General features: G+C 66.7%; 20 protein-coding genes and 1 pseudogene. 13 read left to right on the top strand and 8 right to left on the bottom strand.

Features of this window, described 5'->3' with window-relative positions:
• Nucleotides 1–215 precede the first annotated feature (215 nt).
• The 5 genes from EDF69_RS01530 to EDF69_RS01510 are packed head-to-tail and all read left to right on the top strand — an operon-like array spanning nt 216 to nt 7357.
• Entirely contained in the window at nt 216–1730 is a 1515-nt protein-coding gene (locus EDF69_RS01530; protein ID WP_132884178.1) for a tryptophan halogenase family protein, read from the top strand.
• A 2-nt stretch (nt 1731–1732) separates the two neighbouring features.
• Complete coding sequence (locus tag EDF69_RS01525) at nt 1733–3220, top strand: tryptophan 7-halogenase (RefSeq protein WP_132884202.1); 1488 nt, start codon at nt 1733–1735, stop codon at nt 3218–3220.
• Nucleotides 3217–4821, top strand: a complete 1605-nt coding sequence (locus tag EDF69_RS01520; protein WP_132884177.1) for a tryptophan halogenase family protein — start codon at nt 3217–3219, stop codon at nt 4819–4821. Before EDF69_RS01525 ends, EDF69_RS01520 begins: the two co-directional genes overlap by 4 nt.
• Nucleotides 4818–6350 carry a tryptophan 7-halogenase gene (locus EDF69_RS01515; protein ID WP_132884176.1) on the top strand — a complete coding sequence of 511 codons (1533 nt, stop codon included), beginning with the start codon at nt 4818–4820 and terminating at the stop codon, nt 6348–6350. The genes EDF69_RS01520 and EDF69_RS01515 overlap by 4 nt, the downstream gene beginning before the upstream one ends.
• Complete coding sequence (locus EDF69_RS01510) at nt 6347–7357, top strand: cupin-like domain-containing protein (RefSeq protein ID WP_132884175.1); 1011 nt, start codon at nt 6347–6349, stop codon at nt 7355–7357. Before EDF69_RS01515 ends, EDF69_RS01510 begins: the two co-directional genes overlap by 4 nt.
• Before the next feature lie 23 nt (nt 7358–7380).
• Here EDF69_RS01510 and EDF69_RS01505 read toward each other — a convergent pair whose 3' ends face one another.
• A complete protein-coding gene (locus EDF69_RS01505) occupies nt 7381–8418 on the bottom strand; it encodes a cupin-like domain-containing protein (protein ID WP_132884174.1) in 1038 nt (345 codons plus the stop codon).
• Between the two features lie 231 nt (nt 8419–8649).
• Here EDF69_RS01505 and EDF69_RS01500 point away from each other — a divergent pair, with 231 nt between their 5' ends.
• The 5 genes and pseudogenes from EDF69_RS01500 to EDF69_RS01480 form a co-directional block, all read left to right on the top strand.
• Nucleotides 8650–9375: a sensor histidine kinase gene (locus EDF69_RS01500; protein ID WP_132884173.1), complete on the top strand. Its 726-nt coding sequence runs from the start codon at nt 8650–8652 to the stop codon at nt 9373–9375.
• A gap of 2 nt (nt 9376–9377) precedes the next feature.
• Entirely contained in the window at nt 9378–9746 is a 369-nt protein-coding gene (locus EDF69_RS01495) for a response regulator (RefSeq protein ID WP_165890069.1), read from the top strand.
• 160 nt (nt 9747–9906) lie between these two features.
• Complete coding sequence (locus EDF69_RS01490; protein ID WP_204991287.1) at nt 9907–11031, top strand: BamA/TamA family outer membrane protein; 1125 nt, start codon at nt 9907–9909, stop codon at nt 11029–11031.
• A 48-nt stretch (nt 11032–11079) separates the two neighbouring features.
• On the top strand, nt 11080–11964 hold the full coding sequence (locus tag EDF69_RS01485) for a hypothetical protein (protein ID WP_132884170.1): 885 nt from the start codon (nt 11080–11082) through the stop codon (nt 11962–11964).
• A gap of 456 nt (nt 11965–12420) precedes the next feature.
• Nucleotides 12421–12978: pseudogene (locus EDF69_RS01480) on the top strand (response regulator); the annotation flags it as partial.
• 111 nt (nt 12979–13089) lie between these two features.
• Here EDF69_RS01480 and EDF69_RS01475 read toward each other — a convergent pair.
• Nucleotides 13090–14286, bottom strand: a complete 1197-nt coding sequence (locus tag EDF69_RS01475) for a sensor histidine kinase (protein ID WP_132884169.1) — start codon at nt 14284–14286, stop codon at nt 13090–13092.
• Nucleotides 14287–14540: 254 nt separating this feature from the next.
• Here EDF69_RS01475 and EDF69_RS01470 point away from each other — a divergent pair, with 254 nt between their 5' ends.
• Together EDF69_RS01470 and EDF69_RS01465 are read left to right on the top strand one after the other, a co-directional pair.
• Nucleotides 14541–14882 (top strand): DUF1622 domain-containing protein, encoded by a 342-nt coding sequence (locus tag EDF69_RS01470; protein WP_165890067.1) that lies wholly within the window; start codon nt 14541–14543, stop codon nt 14880–14882.
• Nucleotides 14774–15418 carry a BamA/TamA family outer membrane protein gene (locus EDF69_RS01465; protein ID WP_339538693.1) on the top strand — a complete coding sequence of 215 codons (645 nt, stop codon included), beginning with the start codon at nt 14774–14776 and terminating at the stop codon, nt 15416–15418. Before EDF69_RS01470 ends, EDF69_RS01465 begins: the two co-directional genes overlap by 109 nt.
• Before the next feature lie 11 nt (nt 15419–15429).
• Here EDF69_RS01465 and EDF69_RS01460 read toward each other — a convergent pair whose 3' ends face one another.
• Complete coding sequence (locus EDF69_RS01460) at nt 15430–16422, bottom strand: porin family protein (protein WP_132884167.1); 993 nt, start codon at nt 16420–16422, stop codon at nt 15430–15432.
• A gap of 438 nt (nt 16423–16860) precedes the next feature.
• Between EDF69_RS01460 and EDF69_RS01455 the strand changes: the two genes are divergently transcribed.
• Entirely contained in the window at nt 16861–17292 is a 432-nt protein-coding gene (locus EDF69_RS01455) for an EF-hand domain-containing protein (protein WP_132884166.1), read from the top strand.
• A 43-nt stretch (nt 17293–17335) separates the two neighbouring features.
• Here the strand turns inward: EDF69_RS01455 and EDF69_RS19500 are convergent, their stop codons facing one another.
• From EDF69_RS19500 to EDF69_RS01430, 5 genes are all read right to left on the bottom strand, one after another.
• Nucleotides 17336–17557, bottom strand: a complete 222-nt coding sequence (locus tag EDF69_RS19500) for a hypothetical protein (protein ID WP_132884165.1) — start codon at nt 17555–17557, stop codon at nt 17336–17338.
• 496 nt (nt 17558–18053) lie between these two features.
• On the bottom strand, nt 18054–18839 hold the full coding sequence (locus EDF69_RS01445; RefSeq protein WP_132884164.1) for a DUF2092 domain-containing protein: 786 nt from the start codon (nt 18837–18839) through the stop codon (nt 18054–18056).
• A 106-nt stretch (nt 18840–18945) separates the two neighbouring features.
• Nucleotides 18946–19767 (bottom strand): acid phosphatase, encoded by an 822-nt coding sequence (locus EDF69_RS01440; RefSeq protein ID WP_132884163.1) that lies wholly within the window; start codon nt 19765–19767, stop codon nt 18946–18948.
• Between the two features lie 104 nt (nt 19768–19871).
• Nucleotides 19872–21404: an arylsulfatase gene (locus EDF69_RS01435; protein ID WP_132884162.1), complete on the bottom strand. Its 1533-nt coding sequence runs from the start codon at nt 21402–21404 to the stop codon at nt 19872–19874.
• 262 nt (nt 21405–21666) lie between these two features.
• Nucleotides 21667–22521 (bottom strand): transporter, encoded by an 855-nt coding sequence (locus EDF69_RS01430; RefSeq protein ID WP_165890064.1) that lies wholly within the window; start codon nt 22519–22521, stop codon nt 21667–21669.
• Nucleotides 22522–22642 lie beyond the last annotated feature (121 nt).

Here is a 22642-nt window from a genome sequence, read left to right as displayed (position 1 = left end):
GTCGATGTCGTGTCGCAGTCATACTGCGCCGCATCGTTCAACAGGGAGGCTACGACTGCGATTTCTCCCTCGCAAGAGAAATGTTCGCGCTAACTTTATTTCGGATGATGTTGCTTTATAGTCACTTATAGCGCTGGCCAACGGTCCGGCGACTGATAAGAGCGAGGGGAAGCTTCGCCGCAGAGCGAAGCGCAGGAAGAGGGGCAGGAGGGGGCATGACCGGGCCGGATCGGCAGCGTGTCGTGGTGGTGGGAGGCGGCACTTCGGGCTGGATGACCGCGGCCGCCCTGGTGAAGCTGCTGCCCGATCGCTGCCAGGTGCACCTCGTCGAATCCGAGGCGATCGGGATCATCGGAGTCGGCGAGGCGACCTTGCCGCATATCCGCGCCTTCAACGAGCGCCTGGGCATCCCCGAAGCCGAGTTCATGGCCACCACCCGGGCCACGTTCAAGCTGGGCATCGAATTCCGCGACTGGGCACGCATCGGCGACAGCTACATCCACCCGTTCGGCACGTTCGGGCGTGGCGCCGGGGACGTCCAGTTCCATCACTATTACGCCCGGCTCCTGCACGCGGGCGTCCAGCTTCCGCCGATCGAGGCATTCTCCATGGCGTGCACGCTGGCGCGGGCGAACCGGTTCGCGCCGCCGTCCACCGACCCGCGCCAGATCGCGTCCACCTTCGGCTATGCCTATCAGTTCGATGCCGTCGCGTTTGCCCCCTACCTGCGCCGCCTGGCCGAGGGGCTGGGGGCGGAGCGCACCGAGGGCAGGATCGTCCATGTCGAGCGCGACGGCGAGAGCGGCGATGTGACCGCGGTGCTGCTGGAGGGCGGCAGGCGGATCGAGGGCGACCTGTTCGTGGACTGCTCGGGCTTCGCGTCGCTGCTGATCGGCAAGACGCTGGGAGAGCCGTTTCAGGACTGGTCGCGCTGGCTGCCCGCCGATCGAGCCGTGGCGCTTCCGTGTCGCACCGTGACGGAAGTCACTCCCTACACCAGCGCCGTCGCCATGCCGGCGGGCTGGCGCTGGCGGATCCCGCTCCAGCACCGCACGGGCAACGGCTATGTCTATTCGAGTGCGTTCCTCTCGGACGAGCATGCCGCCGACGCGTTGACGAGCGCGGTGGAGGGCATGCCGATGGCGAGCCCGCGCGTCCTGCGGTTCACCGCCGGGCGGCGCGAACGCAGCTGGGCGCACAATGTCGTGGCGATCGGGCTGTCGGGCGGCTTCCTGGAGCCGCTGGAGTCCACCAGCATCTACCTGGTCCAGCAGGCGATCACCGCGTTGCTGGAGCTGTTCCCGGAGCCTCGCATCTCCCCAGTCGATCGCGACGAGTTCAACCGCGTCGTCGACATGGAATATGATCGGGTGCGCGACTTCCTGATCCTGCATTACCACGCCACGCAACGCGCCGACTCCGAGTTCTGGAACTACGTGCGGACCATGGCCATTCCGGACAGCCTAGCGGAGAAAATGGAGCTGTTCCGCCGCCGCGGGCGGATCGTGAAGTACCGCGAAGGGGCGTTCCTCGATGCCAGTTGGGTGTCGGTCTACCTCGGCCAGCGCGTGATGCCCGCCGGCTTTGATCCACGCGCGTCCGGGCCGACGCTCGAAAGTCTCGTCGCGGGCATGAAGCAGATGCAGGGGGAAATCCATGCGGCGGCGGCCGCCATGCCCGATCACCTCTCCTATCTCGGGCGCTACTGCCCGATGGCGGCCGCCGCGTGACGATGCTCGACGAGCCGGTACGCAGCGTCGCAGTGGTCGGCGGCGGCATCGTCGGCTGGTCCGCCGCGGTCGCGTTGAAGCGGCGCGTGCCCGGAGTGTCGGTGACGATCGTCCCGGTGGCGCCGCCTGCCAATGCTCTCGCGGACCGGATGCCGCAGACGCTCCCGTCGGCGATCGGGTTCCACGACGACGTCGGGCTGCGCGAGGAAGACGCGGTGCTGCGCACCGGCAGCGGCTGGCGCCTGGGAACGCTGTTCGAGGGCTGGGCCGAGGGGCAGCCGGCCTATGTCCACGCCTATGGGAGCTATGGGCAGTCGTTCGGCACGGCGTCGTTCCACCATCACTGGACGCGTGCCGCCCATGCCGGGTCGGCCGCGCCCTATGACGCGCATTCGCCGGCGGCAATGCTCGCGCGGGCCGGGCGGATGCTTCCGCCGAATCCGGAGCCCGGATCGCCGTTCGCGGATATTCAGGCAGGCCTCGTGCTCGATATCGGACGCTACCGCGCCATGCTCGAAGCCTTCGCGCGCCATCTGGGTGTCGTCGTGCGCGCGGGCGAGGTCGTGGAGGTGCGGCTTCGCGGTGGAGACGGCTTCATCGAGCGCGTGGCGCTTGCGGATGGCGGATCGGTCGAGGCGGACCTTTTCGTCGATGCCTCGGGGCCTGACAGTGTCGTGCGCGGCGCCATCGACACCGCGTGGGAGGACTGGCGACCGTGGCTCGCCTGTGATCGCCTGATGCAGGCGTCGTCGGCGGCGGCGACCCCGTCGACGCTGGACGATGTCGTGGCGCTTTCCGGCGGCTGGCGCTGGCAAAGCGCGCTGCCGGGCGCGACCTCGCACGGGCTCTGCTACGCCAGCGGCTTTCTGCGCGACGAGGATGCGCACCGACTGCTCGCCGAGGTGAGCGGGGTCGAGCCCCGGCCGGCCATCGGGTTCCGGCAAGGCACGCGTCCCGAACCCTGGCTGCGCAATTGCGTGGCGATCGGCGACGCGGCCGTGGTCATCGAGCCGCTCGAATGGACCAACCTCCACCTCGCCCACAGCGCGATCGACCGGATCATCTCGGCGATGCCGGGCCGCGCCTGCCATCCGCTCGAGATCGCCGACTATAACCGCCAGGCCGTCGCCGAGGTCACGCGCGTCCGCGACTTCGTTCTTTGCCATTATGCGACTGCGCGGCGGCCCGAGCCCTTCTGGCAGCCGCGTGCCGCGCTGCCCGAAAGCCTCGCGCGCACCCTTCGCCTGTTCGCCGAGCGCGGGCGGCTGCCCTTCTTCGAGGAGGAGACCTTCACGCGCGACAGCTGGCTCGCGATCCTGCTCGGCCAGGGCCTGATACCGCGCCGGATCGACCCGCTGATCGGCGCCACGCCGGCGCACCAGTCGGATGCAGCCATGGCCGGATACCGCGCCGCGATCGCACGCGCACTGCCGCAATTCCCCACCGCTGCGCAGCACCACGCAGCGCAACACGCACGGATTACCCGATGAACGAACACATGATCCGCAATGTCGTCATCGTCGGCGGCGGCACCGCCGGCTGGATGGCCGCTGCGGCGTTCTCCCGCTTTCTCAACAATGGCGTGACCCGCATCACGCTGATCGAGTCCGAGGAAATCGGCACGGTCGGGGTGGGAGAGGCGACCATTCCGCCGCTCCTCAACTTCAATCGCATGCTGGGGATCAACGAGAACGACTTCATTCGCGAAACCGGCGGCACCTACAAGCTGGGCATCGAGTTCGACGGCTGGGGCGACATCGGGGAGCGCTACTTCCATCCGTTCGGCGCGCATGGCCATGATCTCGGCGGGATTCATTTCCACCAGCTGTACCTGCGCGAGCGCAAGCGCCGGGTGATGCAGGATATCTCCGCCTGGTCGATGAGCGCAGTCGCCGCGCAGGCCGGAAAGTTCGCGCGCCCGGCCGAAGGTGCGCAGTCGGCGGTGAAGGAGCTGCTCTACGCATTCCACTTCGACGCCAGCCTCTATGCGCGCTTCCTGCGCCGCTATGCCGAGGCGGGCGGCGTCCAGCGGATCGAGGGCAAGATCGTCGAGGTGGCGCTGCGCCCCGAGGACGGCCATGTCGCCGCCGTGAAGCTGGAGAACGGGCAGGCGGTCGAAGGCGACCTGTTCATCGACTGCTCCGGCTTCCGCGGTCTCCTGATCGAGGAAGCGCTGGAGACCGGCTATGAGGACTGGAGCCAGTGGCTGCCGTGCAATCGCGCCGTGGCGGTCCCCAGCAGCTATTCCGGCGACCCCGATCCGTTCACCCGCGCCACCGCACGCGGTGCCGGCTGGCAATGGCGCATCCCGCTGCAGCAGCGGATGGGCAACGGGCTGGTCTATTGCAGCGACTTCATGACCGCAGAAGCCGCGGAACGCGAACTTCTCGCCAACCTGGAGGGCGAGCCCCTTGCCGAGCCGCGCCACCTCTCGTTCGTGACGGGCCGACGCAAGCTCGGCTGGAACCGCAACGTCGTCGCGCTGGGGCTGTCGTCGGGCTTCGTAGAGCCGCTGGAATCCACGTCGATTCACCTCGTCCAGGCCGGCATCACCAGGCTGATCTCGCTGTTCCCGGACCGGCGCTTCAATCCCGTCGAGCGCGACGAGTACAACCGCCAGATGCGCGACCTTTATAAAGACGTCCGCGATTTCGTGATCCTCCACTACAAGGCGACCAGGCGGCGCGACACGCCGTTCTGGGAGCGGTGCCGCACCATGGATGTGCCCGAGAGCCTGCAGCGCAAGATCGACCTGTTCCGCGCCAAGGGGCGGGTGTTCCGCGATGGCGCGGAGCTGTTTGCGACCACCAGCTGGGTCGCGGTCTGCCTGGGCCAGCATATCGTGCCGGAAGAGCACGAGCCTGCCGCCGACGCCCTGGACGAGGACAAGGTGGCGGCCGCCCTGGAGGAGATGCGGCAGGGTTATCTTCGCGTGGCGGCGCAGTTGCCGACCCATGCGGAGTTCCTGCGGCACACCGGAGCCTCGCTTGCGAACACGCCGGCACCTCCGCAACCCGCCGAGGTGCCGGGGGAACCGAACTTCTCCTTTGCGTCGGAGACGCCGTTCAACTTCTCGGCCAATCCGCTGTGAGGCCCGATGCGATCCGCCGCGTGGTGATCGTCGGCGGCGGCACCGCCGGGTGGATGGCGGCGGCGGCGATCACCCGCGTCCTGGGCGAGATGCCGGGCCTGTCGATCGAGCTCGTCGAATCCGAAGAGATCGGCACCGTTGGCGTCGGCGAGGCGACGATCCCGCAGATCGTGCTGTTCAACAAGATGCTCGGCATCGACGAGGCGGAGTTCGTCCGCGAAACCCGCGCGACCTACAAGCTGGGGATCGAGTTCGTCGACTGGCTTCGCCCGGGCCATCGCTACGTGCATCCGTTCGGCTTCTACGGCCTCGACATGAAGGGGATCGAGTTCCACCATTTCTGGCTGAAGGGCCGGGAGCTGGGCGATCCGACGCCGCTTGACGCCTATTCGCTGGGCATCGTCGGCGGCCTTCAGGGGCGGTTCGCGCACCCGCGCCCGGACCAGCCGTCCTCGCCGCTGTCCAAGCTCGGCTACGCCTTCCAGTTCGATGCGGGGCTCTATGCGCGCTTCCTGCGCCGGCTGGCGGAAGCCAACGGCGCCACCCGCACCGAGGGCCGCATCGTCGACGTCGAGCGCGACGGGGAGACGGGGCATGTCGCAGCGGTGGTGCTGCAATCGGGCGCGCGGATCGAAGGCGACCTGTTCCTCGACTGCTCGGGCTTCCGCGGGCTGCTGATCGAAGGCGCGATGGCGGCGGGGTTCGAGGATTGGACGCAGTGGCTTCCGTGCGACCGGGCGGTGGCGGTGCCATGCGCGAACGGCGGCGACCGCCAGCCGCTCACGCGCTCCACTGCACGCGGTGCCGGGTGGCAGTGGCGGATCCCGCTCCAGCACCGCATCGGCAATGGCTATGTCTATTCCTCCGTCCATCTTTCCGACGATGAAGCGGCCGCAACCCTGCTCGCCAACCTCGACGGCGCACCGCTCGCCGATCCGCGGCTGCTGCGCTTCACCGCCGGGCACCGCCGGCGTGCCTGGGTGGGCAACGTCGTCGCGCTCGGCCTTGCCGGCGGCTTTCTCGAACCGCTGGAATCGACGAGCATCCACCTGGTCCAGTCGGCGATCGCCCGGCTGCTCACCTATTGGCCGACGCGCCGGTTCGACCAGCTGGAGATCGACCGCTTCAACGCCGCCCATGTCTCGGATTACCTGGAGATCCGCGACTTCCTGGTGCTGCACTACAAGGCGACCGAGCGCGACGATACGCCGTTCTGGGACTATTGCCGCGCCCTCGAACCGCCGCCGGGGCTCGCAAGCAAGCTGGCCATCTTCGGTGCCAACGGCCGCATCTTCCGGGAAGGCAATGAGCTCTTTACCGAGACGAGTTGGCTGTCGGTGATGGTGGGGCAGGGGGTGGAAGCGGGCGGCTATCATCCGGCCGCCGACCTGCTTTCCGATGCAGAGACGCTGACGCGGCTGGAGCATATCCGCCAGGTTATCGCAGACACCGCCTCGCTCCTGCCGCACCAGGACGATCATCTTCGCCAGATTGGCTGCGACCCCAGGCCGAGCCTGGTGGTGGCATGACCTATCCGCCGCTGCCCGAGATCCACGGTATCGACCGCCGTACCTTCGAGGAGGAGGTGCGCCCGGCTGCACGCCCGGTGGTCCTGCGCGGGCTAGGCCGCGATTGGCCGGCGGTGAAGGCGGCGCAGGCGTCCGCCGACGTTGGCATCGCCTATCTCAAGCGCTTCAGCCATCCGCAGCCCGTGTCCGCGATCCTCGGCGAGCCAGAGATCGGCGGGCGCTTTTTCTACACGCCCGATCTGAAGGGGCTGAACTTCGTCCGCGGTCAGAGCCCGCTCGGTCCGTTCCTGGACCGGCTGCTGCGGGATCGCGATCATGCGCGGCCTTATGCCATGGCGGTCCAGTCCGTGCCGCTGCCGCAACTCCTGCCCGGCTTTACCGACGAGAACGCGACCAGCCTGCTGCCAACCTCCGTCATCCCGCGCATGTGGCTGGGCAACGCGATCCGCGTCGCCACCCATTACGATCTGATGGAGAACATCGGCGTCGTCGTGATGGGCCGGCGGCGCTTCACCCTGTTTCCACCCGACCAGATCGCCAACCTGTACATGGGGCCGCTGGAGCTGACCCCCGCCGGGACACCGATCAGCCTGGTCGATCCCGATGCGCCCGACCTCGAACGCTTTCCGCGCTTTGCCGACGCCGCGAAGGAGGCGCAGTCTGCCACGCTGGAGCCGGGCGATGCGATCTACATCCCCTTCCACTGGTGGCACGCGGTGGAATCGCTCGATCCCGTCAACGCCTTCGTCAACTATTGGTGGAACCCGGCGCCGGCCGGCATGGGCAATCCCTATGACGCGCTGCTCCACGCGCTGGTCGCGATCGGATCGCTGCCGGAAGACCAGCGGGAAGTGTATCGGACCGTGTTCGACCACCTCGTCTTTCGCCGCAACGGCGAGCCGGCGGCGCACCTGCCCGAAGAGGTCAAGGGCGTTCTCGGTCGCCCGGACACCGTCACTGCTGCGCGGATGCGGGCAACGCTGCTGGACAGTTTCTCGCGCTCCTGACCTCGGGGGAGGCGAGGAGCCGCTCAGACCCGGCCGCCGAGCATCCGGATCAAAAAAGCGCGCAGCCGCTCGGTGCGCGCCGGGCTCGCCGTCGACAGGATCCCGCGCGCGGACGCGGGCAGGTGCTCGGCAGCTCTGCCCGCTTCGGGCCCGAAGACATAATGGTCGAACCAGGATCGCCACGCCGCCTTTTCGGGTGCCGGCAGGTCGCGGATGCTCATCAGGGCGTGGATCAGCGCTCCGAAGGGGGACGCCGTCGCCTCCGCACTCCACCAGTAATTCACCAGCACGTTGAGGCGGTCGAGCGCGCGGACATGATGCCACCAGATCGCGGGAATGAAGATCGCGTCGCCGGGCTTCAGCTCGGCGACTTGGGCATGCGCCATCGCCTCCTCGAACCGCGGGTAGCGCGCGAGATCCGGTGCGTCGGGATCGACCATGCTCGACGGCGGCCCCGCCATCGTGTGGTCGAGCGGGCCGATGTAGAGGTTGGCGATCTGATCGGGCGGGAACAGGGTGAAGCGGCGGCGGCCGTGGACGACGCAGGCGATGTTGTTCGACTGGTCATAGTGGGTCGCCACCTGGGTGGCGTTGCCGATCCAAAGCCGCGCCGGCGCATTTCCGGTGGGAAGGTCGAGCGCGTTCGCGGCGTCCCAGCCGGGTAGATGCTCCGGTGCCGTCGCGGCATTGGCATAGAGCGCGTGCGGATCGGCCACGTCTTGCTCGGCAAAGCGAAGGAGTTCGCCGAGCAACTGGCCGAGCGTCACCTGCTGTCGCTGGAAGTTGAAGCCCGACAGATCGTCATTGTAGAAAAACCGCCCCGCAATCTCCGGCGCGCCGATCATCACCTCCAGGGGCCGGCCGCCGCCGAAACCCGCGAGATACTCGGCCATCGCCCGATCGCCGTGCGCGCCCGCCCGGACCGCGGCCCAGTGCCGCACCTGCCCCCGCAAGATCACGGGCCGGTACTCCTGCAGAATTTCCTTTGAGAAGGTTTCCGCATCGACGGCGGGGCGGTCCGCGACGCGGCCGGGGAGGGGGATGGAGGGGGTGCTGGCCATGCCTCGAAGCTAGTGCATTCCCGCGCAACCGTCAGAGAAAATGACGGGGTGGCCGGGGCGCCGTCGATACCGGCTCCAAGGATGCCGCCACAGCAGCATGGCGGTTCGGAATGCTGACACCCGATTCGGGCCGCCGAACCCGTACATTCTCCATCCGGCGCTAGTGGAAAGCCGGGATACCGGGAGCCGGACCCGGACCGCAGATTGGCGCCAGCAAGCCACGGGGAAAAAATGAAATCGACGGGCCGACCCACGATTCGCACGCGCCGAGCGAGGCGCCGGCCCGTTGCGTCGCTGCAGAGGGAGGCGCTCAAGAACGAGCTGGGCCGCCTGAAAGTCGTGGTTCTCGAACTGCAACACCGCGCGCGCAATCTGATGGCGGTGATCCGTACGCTCGCCAGCCGCACCATGGCCGAGACCCGCTCGTCGGACGACTTCATCGAAGCCTTCGACGAGCGGCTGGCGGCGCTTGCCCGCGTGCAAGACCTGCTCACGCGCGGCGAGACCCATGCTCCGATCACGCTCGGGGAACTGGTGGAGGCCGAACTCCGGGCGATCGGCTATCCGGAACCAGGAAGGTCGCGCGAACGCATTTGCGTGTCGGCAACCGTCGACGTGCAACTGCCGGCCGCGTCCGCACAGGTTCTCGCGCTCGTGCTGCACGAACTCGCGACCAACGCACTGAAATACGGCGCCTTGCGGCACGAGGGGCAGGTATCGATCGGCTGGGATGTGCAGGGGAGCGGTGCGCGCGAACGCGTGAGGCTCGAATGGCAGGAGACGTGCCCCGTCTCCATCGCTCCGCCGTCGGCGGGCGGAGGCGGCTATGGGCGCGAACTGATCGAGCGGGCGCTTCCGTTCCAGTTCGGCGCGAAGACCGGCTACGATTTCAAACCCGATGGTGTCCATTGCACCATCGACCTGCCGCTCGACGCCGGCCCGCAAGCGCGATCCTGATCATGATCCGAGACGTCCTTCGCGGCCGGGTGGTCCTTGTCCTGGAAGATAGTTACTTCATCGCAGAGGATTTGTGCGCGGCGATCGAGCAGGCCGGCGGCCGCGTACTGGGCCCGGCCTCCCATGTGGAGGAAGCACTCGCGCTTCTCCTAAAACGCGATTACCCGGACGCAGCGATCCTCGACATCGATCTGAACGGCAGCCAGAGTTTCTCGGTCGCCGATGCGCTGGCCAAGCGGAAAGTGCCCATCCTGTTCGTCACCGGGCTCGATCTGCCGGCGCTCCCCCATGCGCACCGCAAGATTCCCGTTTGCCGCAAGCCGATGCGCGCGGCGGAAGTGGTCCGTGCCCTGACCCGCCTTCTCGCCTGACGTCGGATACGTTCCGTCCGCGACCTGCGGGGTGATCCTGATGGCCGCGGTACAGGGCTTCCCTAAGGTCTGGGCGGAGGCTCAGGAGGAAGCGATGCGAAATCGACGTGGGCGCGTACGTGCTGGGTGCCGCATCTGGGCGCTCTCCCTGGCGTCGGTGTTGGCATCGACAGCATTCGGTGCGCCCGGCGCCTTTGCGCAGCAGCAGCCCATCGCCGAGGTGCGGGACGAGCTGGAAACCCTTCCGCGCGCGAGATCCGCGACCGAGGAGCCAGAGCCGAAATCGAAAAAGGCGGACCTGCTGGTCGTGCCGATCCCGCTCACGAACCCGGCGCTCGGGACCGGTGCCATGCTGACGGGGGTGGTGTTCTACAATCCCAACGACGCCCCGCAGCCCTGGATTTCCGGCGTTGGGGTCATGGCGACCAGCACTGGCACCAAGGGGGCCGGCGCGTTCCACAGCATGTCGCTGGATCACGATCGCTTTCGCTTCCTGGTGTTCGCAGGCTATGCCGACGCGAAGCTGAAATTCTATGGCATCGGCGCCGATGCGGGCGCCCGGGGCGTGCACGTCGACCTGGAGGACAAGGGCCTGGGCGGCCTCGCCCAGGCGCAGGTCCGCCTCGCCAACCATCTCTACGGCGGGGTGCGGCTCGAATATCTGAACGTCGATTCGACCGCCGAGATCCCGCACCCCAACTATCCGGACCTGAACCTGCCGCCGCTGGAGCTCAAGAGCACGCTGGCGATGCTCGGGCCGTCGCTGACCTATGACAGCCGCAACAGTTCGCTCAATCCCAGCCGCGGCAGTTACGTGACGGCGTTCTGGACGTTCGGCAGCAAGTTCCTGGGCAGCGACTTCTCGCACGACAAACTGCAAGTCGGCGCCAACTTCTATGCCTCCGTCACCAAAACGACGGTCGCGGCTTTCCGCGGATCGACCTGCAGCGTGTCCAAGCGCGTGCCCTTCTACGACCTGTGCATGTACGGCCAGAGCGGCGATCTGCGCGGCTATGAGGCCGGGCGCTATCGCGACCGCTTCACCTGGGCGTTTCAGGGCGAGTTTCGCCAGAAGCTGTTCGGCAAGTTCGGCGCGGTGGCGTTCGGCGGGGTCGGGGGTGTGGCGCCGAGTGCGGACCAGATTGGCGACAGCAAGGTCCTCCCCTCGGTGGGCGCGGGCCTCCGCTACCAGGCGTCGAAGAGCAACAACGTCAACCTGCGCCTGGACTTCGCGGCCGGGATCGACGGCCACGCAGTCTATTTCGGTATCGGCGAGGCGTTCTGATCGCCGGCACGCCCGTGCCAGCGGCCACGGCTGAGGAGGAAGACCCACATGGAGCCTAAGCAGATGATCGGGTTGCTGGTGCAGGCCAGTCTGTTTCTGATGATCGCGGCAGTGGCGATGGAGAGCGACTGGCGATCCGTGCTTGCGCATCTGCGCCAGCCGGCACGCCTGTTGCGGGCCATCATCGCCGTGAACGTCGTGGTGCCGTTGCTGGCCTTCATCCTGGTGAAGATCATGGCGCTCGATCCGCCGGTCGCCGCCGGCCTGATCCTGATGTCGGTCTCGCCGCTCGCGCCGCTGGTGCCGGGCAACGCCCTCAAATCCGGTGCGGACCGATCGGACGTGCTGGCGCTGTACGCGGTGCTGATCGCACTGGCGATCTTCCTGGTCCCCTTGACGGTCGTGATCATCAACCCGTTCTTCGCGCATCATGCGAATGCCCCGGTCGCACTGATCGCGCGCATCGTGGTGGTGTCGGGCCTGCTGCCGATCGTCCTTGGGCTGGCGTTCGCGGCGCTGCTGCCGGCGCTCGCCCGGCGCGCAGCCCGGGTGCTGAAGATCCTGTCGAACCTGATCCTGCTCTTGTTCGTGCTGCTGCTGCTGTGGGCAGAGGGGCGCGAATTCCTGGAGCTGCTCGGCGATGGCACGATCATCGCCTTCGCGTGCACGGCTTTCGGCGCGTTGCTTGCCGGATATTGGCTCGGCGGCCCAGATCGCACGGGGCGGGCTACGCTGGGTATCACCGCGGCGATCCGCCACCCCGGCATGGCGATCGCGATCAGCCAGGCGAGCGGCGGCAGCACGCAGACGACGGTCGCGATCCTGCTGTTTCTTTTGAACAGCGCGGTGATCGTCGCCTTGTACCAAGCCTGGCTCCGACGGAGCGCGCCCGGCGCAATCTCACGCGAGGCCCCCTCCGGAGCAGCCGACTGACGTTATAGGGGTAAGTGCCGATCGGCGTGGGCGCGTTCGTCGGCCATTGTATCCTAGCGGGCGGACCAAGATCCTTGCGAACGCAGATCCCCCGCCCGCAATGTGCGTAAGCGCACCTGCCCCCCAGGGTGCGTGCCGCGTACCGCGGCGTGGCGGCAGATAGGGACAGCGATCTGCCGCCACGCCCTGCAACGAGCCATCGCTGGTCAGCGCATACCCGAAGCCTAGTGCAGGGCTCCCCGGCAACTCCGCGCGCGGTCTTCGCCTACTTCAGCAACAAAAAGAAACGCACGCGGATATCGTATAAGCTGCAGAACGGGTTAATGTTCGTTACACCATTATTATTACTTAATTCTGATTGACTTCGCGCAAATAGAAACGGAAAATACAAATAGAAAAAGATCGAGAATGGCCTGAACAACCGATTCCATTCTAACATGGAAGGATCTTTCGGCGATGAGCAGTCCGGTTCGGCGAGTCCTGATCGCAGATGATCATTACGCGGTGCGTCGGGGCGTCAGGAATCTGTTGGAGACGAGGCCTAACCTTTGTGTCGTCGCCGAGTCTCCGACAGGGCGGGCAGCTCTGGAAGATGCACGAGCAGTCAAGCCGGACATTGCAATCGTCGACTTTTCGATCCCGGAACTAAATGGCCTCGATCTCACCGTCGCCTTGAAGCTGGAACTTCCTCGCATCGAGATCATGGTCTACACCATGCATGATCGTGAGGATCTCGCGCTGGACGCATTGCGAGCTGGTGCACGCGGATATGTCCTCAAGTCCGATACGGAGAAACATCTGCTGGCTGCGGTCGACGCACTCTCGGTCCGGCGACCGTATTTCTCGGACGTGGTTTCGGAAACGCTCCTCGAACGATTTCTGAAGTCGTCGCCAGCTACCCAGGCTACTCTGACCCACCGGGAGCGCGAAGTGGTCCAGTTGATCGCCGAAGGTAAGATCAACAAGGAGATCGGCTTCATCCTGGATATCAGCGTGAAGACGGTCGAGACGCATCGCGCGTCTGCGATGCAGAAACTGAAGCTGCGCACCACTGCCGAGTTGGTCCGTTTCGCAGTTGCAACGACATCATCCAAGCCTGACGACCTGTCGGTTCTTCACTGCGGTTCACGCCGGGAAGCTCCCCGCCGCAAAGACGAAATCCTGCGCGCCACTGCGCGGTATCACAGCAGCGACGATGGTACCGGTGCCAGAGCGCCTTGCACGGATGCGGATCGTGCCGCCCAGTTCCGTGATCCGGCGGGCCATGCCCGGAATACCCACTCCGATCGACGGGCGATCCTGCCAGTCCGAGGGGAGCCCCTTGCCGTCGTCCTGGACGACCGCGAGCAGGCAGCACTCGCGACCGACGAGCCGCACGCGCACGCGACCCGCCCCGGCGTGCGCCTGCACGTTGCTCAGTGCCTCCTGGACGAGCCGGAAGACGGCGCTCTCGACGGCAGTTCCCCGGCGTCTGTCCAGCCCATAGATCTGCAGAGCGATCGCGAGATTGCTGCGCCGCGTCAGGCCTTCGCACAACCCATGCACTGCCGCATTCAAGCCGTGCTGCTGGAGATCCGGCGGGTGGAGCGCGTAGGTCATTCCGCGAACCACGCGATGATAGTTCGCCAGGAACTCACTCAGTTCGGCAGCCACCGCCGCGACGGCGGGATCCTTGTTGATCGACTGCAGACGCGCGATGGATAGGCTCAACGCGGCCAGATATTGGGCCGCGTTGTCGTGCAAGTCGCGCGCGACGCGTTGGCGCTCCTGCTCCTGCGCCCGGATGAGGTCGGCCTGGCTGCGCATCAGCAAGCGGCCCAGCCGCTGGCGTTCCTTGCGAAGCGCGAATATCTCGGTCGCCGGCAGCCATGTCAGCTTGAGGTACGGCACCCCGGCGATTTCCAGCCTGCCGAGGCACAATTGCTGCCGTTCCTCGCCCCCGTCCGGTGCAGTGTAAAGGTGGATCGACTCCGCGCGCTCCCCGGCAGCCACGGCGCGCATCGCCCCGAGCAGCGGAGCGAACTGTGCGGGATCGCGCTCCGCCAAAACCCTCATGCGTGCGAGGAGATCGTCGCCCGGGGCGACGTGCCCGAACAGGCGCGCACACGGATCGTGCGGGGACGTGCCGGGATCGCCGGTCAGCAGGCGCCAATTGAGGTCGGCAAGCGCAACGGGCGGATTGCGGAAGGGCGGTTGCTCGAGCGCCGGATCTTTCAGGACCGGGAGCGTCCGAAAGGCAAGCAGATCGGGGCCATCCCCCAACTTGGCAGGGGTTGAAGCCGCATTGCCGCCCCTCCTCTTTCGAGGCCACTCGCTGGTCATCGTCCGTTCCCCTGTTTTTTGAGCCTCCGGGAGCCCATCCGCCGGAAGCCAGTCGAACAGTTTTTCACCACATACTGAGCACTTAGCCGCCGGGAGGTTATCAGGGAAACCCCTGAGACGAGCGGCAGCGCCCTTTTGCCTTTAATCGCAGCGACGGACGCGGCCCGCTCCCCATCGGCACCGCAGCCACGCCAATAGAAATCCCGATTCCGCCCGCGTGGCCCGGCACCCCATCATCGGGCCGGGAGACGCAAATGGAAGCTTGGTTTCATGCCTTTGCAGCGGGCGTTTCGCTGCTGCTCGACGCGCTGGTGATCGTTTCCGTCTGTGCCGGGGCAGGAGTGGCGATCTACGGGACGCTGCGGTACGTGACGACGGGAGTGCACCCGACGGGAAACCGGCGCGGTATCTGGATGGGCTTTGCGCGCTGGCTGATGCTCGCGCTGGAGTTCGCGCTCGCCGCCGACCTCGTCGACACGGCGATCGCATCGGCCTGCGCTGGCGCTTCGCCGATTCGCGCTGGAAGAACCCCAGGGGCGACGTCGACCAGGTCGCCGCACCTCCGGAGGAGGAACTCGACAGCACCCTCTCGATGATTGGCCCGACGGTGAGCTACGACACGCGCGACAGCGCGCTGCAGCCGCATTCCGGGACCTATGCCGCGGCGACTTGGCTTGTCGGAGCGGGGTTTCTCGGCAACAGCTTCGGCCACACGCGGTTACAGGTCCTGGGCAACTGGTATGTGCCCATGCGGAAGACGACCGTGCTCGCGACGCGGGTGGCGACCTGCGCGGTCACCGGTCACGTGCCCTTCAACAATCTTTGCGACTTCGGCTCGGGTGCCGATCTGCGCGGTTACGAGAGCGGGCGCTACCGCGACCGGGCGAGCTGGGCGGCGCAGGCAGAGGTTCGCCAGCATCTGGGAGGACGGTTCGGTGGAGTCGCCTTCTTTGGCGTGGGCGGGATCGCCCCCTCCTTTGGCCATGTGCTCGATGACAGCACGCTGCTGCCCAGCGCCGGACTTGGCGTGCGCTACCAGCCGTTTCGAAAGAACGACGTCAACCTGCGCCTCGATGTCGCGGTAGGCTGGCACGGGCCGGGCCTGTACCTGGGCATCGCCGAGGCATTCTGATCGAGAAGCGTTCAGAAGCGAACGCTGGCGGACACGACCGTGCGATCGCCGCCCTTGCCGAACACCTGCTCCGCCTGAAGATTCCAGCGCCTGGCGAACTCGAAGTTGGCGCCGACCAGCCCCGACCACTTCCACGGGTTGTGCAAGCTTGTGCGATACCGCAGCGTGAGCGGGGCGCCGGCGGGATCCCGCACCTCGCCGGAGAGGCTACCCTCGACCGTGGTGTCGAGGTCGACGTAGTTGACGCCCCCATAGAGTGCCAGCCGCGAATTGGAGGGGAGCTTCAGCCGGGGGCCGACCCGCAAGCCGGCGTCGGTGCTGGTGATGTCCGAACGATCGCGGCTGGACATGCTCAACGTGCGGGACGCCAGCAACGCGGCGAACCAGTCCTCGGCGCCATAGCTGACCATTCCGCCGAAGGTGAGGGTGGTGTTGTCGATCTCGGCGTGAAAGCGCAGGTCGCGGCTGCAGTCCGCCGGCGGCCGGCACAAAACCGGCGGCAACAGCCCGGTCAGGTCGATGTTGACGGCAATGTCCATTCCCCCGTTCGTCCGGCCGATGCTCGCGAACAGGTTGAGGTACGGAAACAGCCACACGTCCGCCTTGAACTCGACGACATGATTGTGCGCCTTGATCTGATCGGTGGTGACAAAGGGAACGGGCGTCAACGTCCGGCCGGCCACGCCAGCTGGCGTCCCTATCGCCACCGCCAGATCGCCGGCGTCCAGCTTCTGGTGATTGCCCACCAGGAGGATGCTCAGACCCGCGGTGCGCGGCAGTTCATATCCCCGCGCGAGGGCGCGATCCCGGCCGAAGGGAAGGCGAAGCCCCTTGGAGACGGGCTCCGGAGGCGGAACCGGGGCATCGCTCGCGGGCGCGGCGGGAACAACCGATTGCTCCGCGTCTGGCGGGGTCGGACCGCCTTCCGGCGCCGCTGCAACCTCCTGAACCGGCGTCGGCGGAACCACCAAGGAAACCCAGGCGGTGTCGTCGAGGGCGATCACGGCCGAAGTACCTGTGGAGCGATCCCATCCTTCCACATGCCCACGCCCTCTCCGCGATCGAGGCCAAACTACCGAGTGCGGCATGCCGCACGAGCCTGGGCCCTGCCGCCGCGAAGGGTGGGCTGGTCCGGGAATGATCCCGAACCAGCCCAGCCTCCCCCTTTTCTGTCTCCACCGGGATGAGCAGCGCCTGGCAAAGGAATGCAGCTGCGCGGGGAGCGGAGACATGACGAGATTGGGCCGCCGAACGGGCGATCTGGATCGGGGGTTCTACCGTGAAGCTCGGGCGGGAAGTCCGGACCGCGCACCGGATGCGCTCGCATCCGCGAACTAGGGAGCGGTGGGCAACGAATCTGCGCCATCTCCCGGTGCGAAGGCGGCGACGCAGGTGACAAGCCACGAGCGTGCGTTTTGCACAGCGTAGATGGAGAATCTCCCATGACCCCGCATATCCGGTCACACCGCAGCCTGTTCGTCGTCGTGGTTGCCGCATCCGCGATGCCGGCGCTCGCACAGAACCCGCCGCCGCGCCCCGATCCCGCGGCGATGTTCGCCAAGATGGACACCAACAAGGACGGGCGCGTCAGCCGCGCAGAGTATGTGGCAGCGCGATCGCAGCGATTCGACCAGCTCGACCATGATCGCGACGGCGTGGTGACCCGATCCGACTTTCCGCGCGCGGCAGGGAACCCGCAGGCCTCTGCGCGGCTGGACACGCTGCTCGGAGAGGCGGATCGCAACGGCGATGGCAAGGTCACGCGAGCGGAATTGAAAAAGGCGCCGGCACCGGGCTTCGACCGGGTGGACGCCGATCGCGACGGGTATGTCACCCGTGCCGAAATGGACGCGGCGCGTCCTCAGCGCCGTTGAGCCGCAAAAGGGGCCCGCAGGGATGCGGGCCCCAGGAGGTACCTCAGGGGGCGGTGACGATCACGTACGAGACGCCCGAGGACAGATACTGCGGCCGGTACCAGACGTTGTTGCACGAGAAGTAGGTGACGTTGCTGCGAATGACCTTGGGGCAGTTCGGCGGCAGCGCATAGACGACCGTACCGGGTGCGTTGGACGTGTCGACCACCACCACGTCGGGCTGCGTGGCCGAGGAAACCACCGCCGCGGTCGTGCCGGCGATCACCGCACCGGCAGCGAGATCCCAGAACGGATCATCGTCCCAGCCCCATCCCCAGCCCCATCCAGGCGGCGGCGGTGGGGGCGGCGGCAGCGGCCGCGGCGGTGGCGGCGGCGGAGGGCCAGGGTGCGGACCCGGTCCCGGCCCGGGCCCGGGATGGGGGGCTGGTCCAGGTCCAGGTCCCGGGTGCGGGCCCGGTCCAGGATGTGGGCCGGGACCCGGATTGGGGCCGGGGTGCGGCCCGGGATTGGGACCGGGATGCGGTCCCGGGGGCGGCCCGCCAGCGGGACGGGCGCCACCGCCAGCCGGGCGCGGCGGGGTAGCGGTATGGATCTTGCCGCTGCCGGGTCCGCGGACGTTGGTGGGTACGCGCGCATGCATGCTCCCGCCCCGCATGTGGAAGCCGCCGCCGCCGAAACGGCGCTGTGCCTCCGCCTCGATCGACCCTGCCACGAGCGCGAAGGCGGTGCAGGCGCTTATCAGGAAAGTGGATTGCCGCATGCTACTTCTCCTGGCTGTCGAGACGCGCCATCTGGATGCTGCTGGCGCCGCTGGGAGGCTTGAACGCGAAGGTCGACGGTGCGAACCGGGTGTTGGTGTTCCAGGTCAGCTCCGCCGTGAAGGACGGGTGGATCGGATCTTCGCGGTTGATGATCGCAATCTTCATCGGCAGCGGCCGTGACCCCCGCGCGATCCACAGCTGGAAGTCGAGATCGTCCCCGCGATATGCGAACTGGTCGGTGTCGACGCCGCCGATCTTGGCATAGCCGACGCGTACCGCCGAGCGCACATCCTCGGTGGGCGTACCGGCATCCGCCCAATAGAAGATGTCCGAGAGCGGCAGGGCGATGCCATAGTCTTCGTAGATGGCATCGATCAGGTCGCCGATGGTCGGCGGCGCGTCGACGGCGGCATAAAAGCCCTGGCGCGGGACGTTCACCGTGAACTTGCGCCCGTCATAGTAGAACTGGCGGTACTGTCGATCGGAGCGCAATTCGATGAAGAACGCGTTCGGACGCTGCACGCGATAGGTGTTCTCGAGACCGAGGCTCACCTTGAGATCGGTGTTCTCCATGTTGGTCTCGATCGTCGCCTTGCTGCGCAATTCGAACGAGTTGAGGGTCTTCAGATAATTCCCCATCGATCGAAGCGCCTGGATCGCCACGGGATCGACGGTGGTGGCGGCCGTCCCGGCCACACCTGCTTGCGGCGCGCTCTGGGCATATGCCGGCGAACCGATCAGAACGGCTGCGGCCAAGCCCAGCTTCCATCGCACTTGTCGATACATCGTGCATCTCCATTGCTTGTTGACCTTGAAAGAATTGTCCCGGGGCCTTGGCTCTCCAATCAGGGGAAACCCGCTGAATCTTTCGGGACTTGGCCGGGCGACGTCTCTAGGACGCGGCGCGGCAAGTACCGGCCGGGGGCGGGGGCGCGCGTGTCGCCTCGGCCTGGGCGGCCAGGATGTCGCGGCGGAAGCCGGGATCGCCGTGGAGTCGCGCTACCGTGGCGGCCGCGATCGTCCGACCTGCCTCCACGTCGCTTTCCCAGTGCGCGTTGCAGACCAGGCGGCTTTCGCCGAAGTCGCGACCGCGCGCGAGAATGGCGTCGGCTTGGTGCGGCATGATCTCGGTAAAGATCAGCGCCCAGCCCCAGCCGATCGCGCTGTGTCCGGAAGGGTAGGAGCCGTCGGTACGCAGCGCCGCCTCATCCTTGGGGAAGCAGGTCGCGCCCGCATGGGCGACGAACGGCCGCGTCCGGCGATAGTGGTTCTTGGCCTTGTAGGTCGAAAGGCCGATGTCGATCATCGACTTCTGGAGCAGCCGGTAGAGCACCGGGGTCCGCTTGGGATCGGGAGCGAATCCTGCCGCGCAGTCGAAGGTCTGTGTCAGATGTCCGAAGGTCAGGTCCGCGTCCTGCGCCGCCTGCGTCCAGCGACTGCTTCCCGGCGGCAGGGACATGGCCTTGCTGACCGCTTCGTCCCGGGCAAAGCCCGCGGAGTTCGGCGGCGGCGGGGGCGGCAGCAGCGCCAGGCTGTCGGGAAGTTCCGAGGGCGCAAGATAGCCCTGCGGGGTCGCATGGGCGCCTTGCAGCGACGGCGGTATCGACGGCGGCGCGTCCTGTGAGACAGCGCCGCTCGACAAGAGAAGCAACGTGCCGGCGAGGGCGGCGGCACGCGCCGCCCGACGCCCGGCGGTTCGGTGGAAAGGCGCCATCGCAACCTCCGAATTCCGGTTCGAAATGCCGCCCGTCCTTGAGCGGTGCGGCGGGTGCGGGCTCCGCCGGAGAGGAAGCGGAGCCCGCGTGATGATGCGCCGCGTCAGCTGGCGCCGGCGTTCGCGTCGGCCATCTTTGCGATCGCATCGTCAATCGTGAAGCTGTTCGGCCGCTGCACGGGCGGGAACTCTCGGAACGTTTCCGCGAACTTCTTCGCAGCGAGTTGTGCGATGAAGATGAAATAGTCGTTGTGCAGGAACCAGTGGTAATAGGTGTTCGACGTTATGTCGGCATATTCGTACGGGTCGGTGCGCAGGTTGAAGACCTTCGGCAGCCGCAGCCGGGTGAAAGGCTCGGCCCACACCCGCATCGTGCCGGCGACACGCTGCTCCATGAAGACGATTTTCCAATTGTCGTAGCGCATCCCGAGAATGTCGCCATCGTCGCTGATGTAGAAGAAGAACTCGCGTGGACTCTTCTCCTCCTCCCCGGTGATATAGCCGAGCAGGCTCATGCCATCGATGTGGTTCTTGTAGGTGCGCCCGATCGCGTCATAGCCGCTCTTCAGCTTCTCAACGACGTCCGGGGCTCCGGCCATCTCGAGAAACGTCGGAAGCCAGTCGTGATGCTGGACGATGCCGTTGGCGATCGATCCGGGCGCGATCTTGCCCGGCCACCGCACGAGCAAGGGCACGCGGAAGGCGCCTTCCCAATTGGTGTTCTTTTCGCTGCGGAACGGCGTCATGCCGCCGTCCGGCCAGGTGTTGCGATGCGGGCCGTTGTCGGTCGAATATTGCACGAACGTGTCGTCGGCGATGCCGAGCTCGTCGAGGAAGGCGAGCACCTCCCCGATCAGCTTGTCGTGATCGACCATGGTGTCGTGATAGTCGGATTGCCAGCGGCCCGCCTGTCCCTTGCTCTCGGGCTTGGGGTGGGTGAACAGGTGCATGTGGGTGGTGTTGAGCCACAGGAAGAACGGCTGGTCGTCGTTGGCGGCCCGCTTGATGAAATCCTTGGCGGCCGCGGCGAATTCGTCGTCGACGGTCTCCATCCGCTTCTTGGTCAGCGGGCCCGTGTCCTCGATCCGCTGCTTGCCGACGCGGCCCCAGCGCTCGTGCTCGGTACCATCGTCGGTATCGGTGGCCCAGCTATGGATGACGCCGCGCGGGGCGAACGCCTCGTGGAAGCGCGGATCCTTCGGATAATCCGTCATCTCCGGCTCTTCCTCGGCGTTGAGGTGGTAGAGGTTGCCGAAGAACTCGTCGAAGCCATGGTTCGTGGGCAGCATGTGGTTGAGGTCGCCCAGGTGGTTCTTGCCGAACTGGCCGGTGGCATAGCCCTGCTCCTTGAGGAGCGCGGCGATGGTCGCCGTCTTTTCGTTCATGCCGATCGGCGCGGCGGGGATGCCGACCTTGGAGAGGCCGGTGCGCAGCACGCTCTGCCCGGTGATGAAGGACGAGCGCCCGGCCGTGCAGCTCTGCTCGCCATAGCTGTCCGTGAACATCATGCCCTCTCGGGCGAGCCGGTCGATGTTGGGCGTCTGATAGCCCATCAGCCCGTGACTGTAGCAACTCAGATTGCTGATGCCGATGTCGTCGCCCCAGATCACAAGGATGTTTGGTTTGCCTTTGGGCATGATCGGACTCCTTCTTGCCGTTGCGCCGGAAGGGTGCCGAGTCCCGAGACCGGCTGGCATCAGGGGTTTCCCGCGGACCAGCATCGGTCGAGTCCCGGGGCGGCGGTCTGCGCGCCACCGGCGCTGCGCGCAGCCTAGCAGCGGCCCGCTGCGAAGCCGCAGGGACTTGGTCTTGAGCAGTTGTTGAGAAGGGACGACGCGCCCTGCGCCGGCACGCGGCGATCAGCGAGTCGAGGAGGTCAGCGGCGAGTCGCTGACGCCATCATTCGGGGAACAGGAAGGTCAGGGTCAACCGCAGTCCCCAGTCGGGCCCGCCGCTCGGCCGCTCGGCATAATATTTGCCGCTCATCGAGATCTGCATGGGCTGCCGGCCGATGCGGATCAGCTGGCCCAGCGTGATGTCGATCGGCACGGTCCACTGCTTCTGCTTCCAGTTGTAGCTCGCCTCGGTGTTCGCACCGATGCTCATGCCGTTGTGAAACGTCTGTGTCACAAACGGCTGCAGCAAGGTGGCGCTGACGCCCGGCCGGTCATCCTTGCCCGCATAGGACCAGAGATGGTTGGCGAGCATGCCGAGCGTGGTCCCCTTGGGCGTCTGTTTAACCACAAGGGCGGTCGGGCCTGCCGACCACTTCCCGCTGCCGAATTCCTTGTTCCCGATCGGCCAGACGACAGCCGGTCCGGCGGCGATCGTGATGCCGTTGATCTGGGGCTTGAAGAAAAAGCTCTGCGTGATGTCGCCGAAGCCGTTCGTGCCGCGCCCGTCCGAGACGGTTCGTTCCTGCGCGATGAACGGCAGGATCGTGCGCGTGATCAGGCTCAGTTCCGAGTTCAACCGGACGGGGATGACCGGCTGGATGTTGAGCGTATAGCGGTTCGCGTCGGCGGGGCCGAAGCAGCAATCGAGATTGCTCTGCAACGGCACGCTGATCAGTTCCGCCACCGGGTTCGCAACCTGTTGCGCCAGATTGGCATCACTCCCCGGCGTGCCGACACCCTGCGCTGCCGGTGCCGGTGCCGGTGCCAGCGCACCCTGCTCCACGGGCGGATCCTCGGGACCGGCGGACGTCGGGTCCGCCATCAGGAGTACGGCACCGATTGCGCTGAAAAGGGTCATGGCGGCCTCCCTGGCTGATGGGCCATCGTCGCCACGGACCCGCAGGCCAGCCATCGGGATCAACCCGCTGGCAGGGCAGGGCACAAGCCGGAGCGATCGTCCTCAAGCCGGGGTTCTGGCG

The organism is Sphingomonas sp. JUb134 (genome assembly GCF_004341505.2).
GTDB lineage: Bacteria > Pseudomonadota > Alphaproteobacteria > Sphingomonadales > Sphingomonadaceae > Sphingomonas.
This window is presented reverse-complemented; position numbering and strand designations above follow the sequence as displayed.

Bases quoted from the DNA above. Each gene is read 5' to 3' on its own strand.
- EDF69_RS01530 (WP_132884178.1), top strand. From the start codon at position 216: ATGACCGGGCCGGATCGGCAGCGTGTCGTGGTGGTGGGAGGCGGCACT.
- EDF69_RS01525 (WP_132884202.1), top strand. From the start codon at position 1,733: ATGCTCGACGAGCCGGTACGCAGCGTCGCAGTGGTCGGCGGCGGCATC.
- EDF69_RS01520 (WP_132884177.1), top strand. From the start codon at position 3,217: ATGAACGAACACATGATCCGCAATGTCGTCATCGTCGGCGGCGGCACC.
- EDF69_RS01510 (WP_132884175.1), top strand. From the start codon at position 6,347: ATGACCTATCCGCCGCTGCCCGAGATCCACGGTATCGACCGCCGTACC.
- EDF69_RS01505 (WP_132884174.1), bottom strand. From the start codon at position 8,418: ATGGCCAGCACCCCCTCCATCCCCCTCCCCGGCCGCGTCGCGGACCGC.
- EDF69_RS01500 (WP_132884173.1), top strand. From the start codon at position 8,650: ATGAAATCGACGGGCCGACCCACGATTCGCACGCGCCGAGCGAGGCGC.
- EDF69_RS01495 (WP_165890069.1), top strand. From the start codon at position 9,378: ATGATCCGAGACGTCCTTCGCGGCCGGGTGGTCCTTGTCCTGGAAGAT.
- EDF69_RS01485 (WP_132884170.1), top strand. From the start codon at position 11,080: ATGGAGCCTAAGCAGATGATCGGGTTGCTGGTGCAGGCCAGTCTGTTT.
- EDF69_RS01475 (WP_132884169.1), bottom strand. From the start codon at position 14,286: ATGACCAGCGAGTGGCCTCGAAAGAGGAGGGGCGGCAATGCGGCTTCA.
- EDF69_RS01470 (WP_165890067.1), top strand. From the start codon at position 14,541: ATGGAAGCTTGGTTTCATGCCTTTGCAGCGGGCGTTTCGCTGCTGCTC.
- EDF69_RS01455 (WP_132884166.1), top strand. From the start codon at position 16,861: ATGACCCCGCATATCCGGTCACACCGCAGCCTGTTCGTCGTCGTGGTT.
- EDF69_RS01445 (WP_132884164.1), bottom strand. From the start codon at position 18,839: ATGTATCGACAAGTGCGATGGAAGCTGGGCTTGGCCGCAGCCGTTCTG.
- EDF69_RS01440 (WP_132884163.1), bottom strand. From the start codon at position 19,767: ATGGCGCCTTTCCACCGAACCGCCGGGCGTCGGGCGGCGCGTGCCGCC.
- EDF69_RS01435 (WP_132884162.1), bottom strand. From the start codon at position 21,404: ATGCCCAAAGGCAAACCAAACATCCTTGTGATCTGGGGCGACGACATC.
- EDF69_RS01430 (WP_165890064.1), bottom strand. From the start codon at position 22,521: ATGACCCTTTTCAGCGCAATCGGTGCCGTACTCCTGATGGCGGACCCG.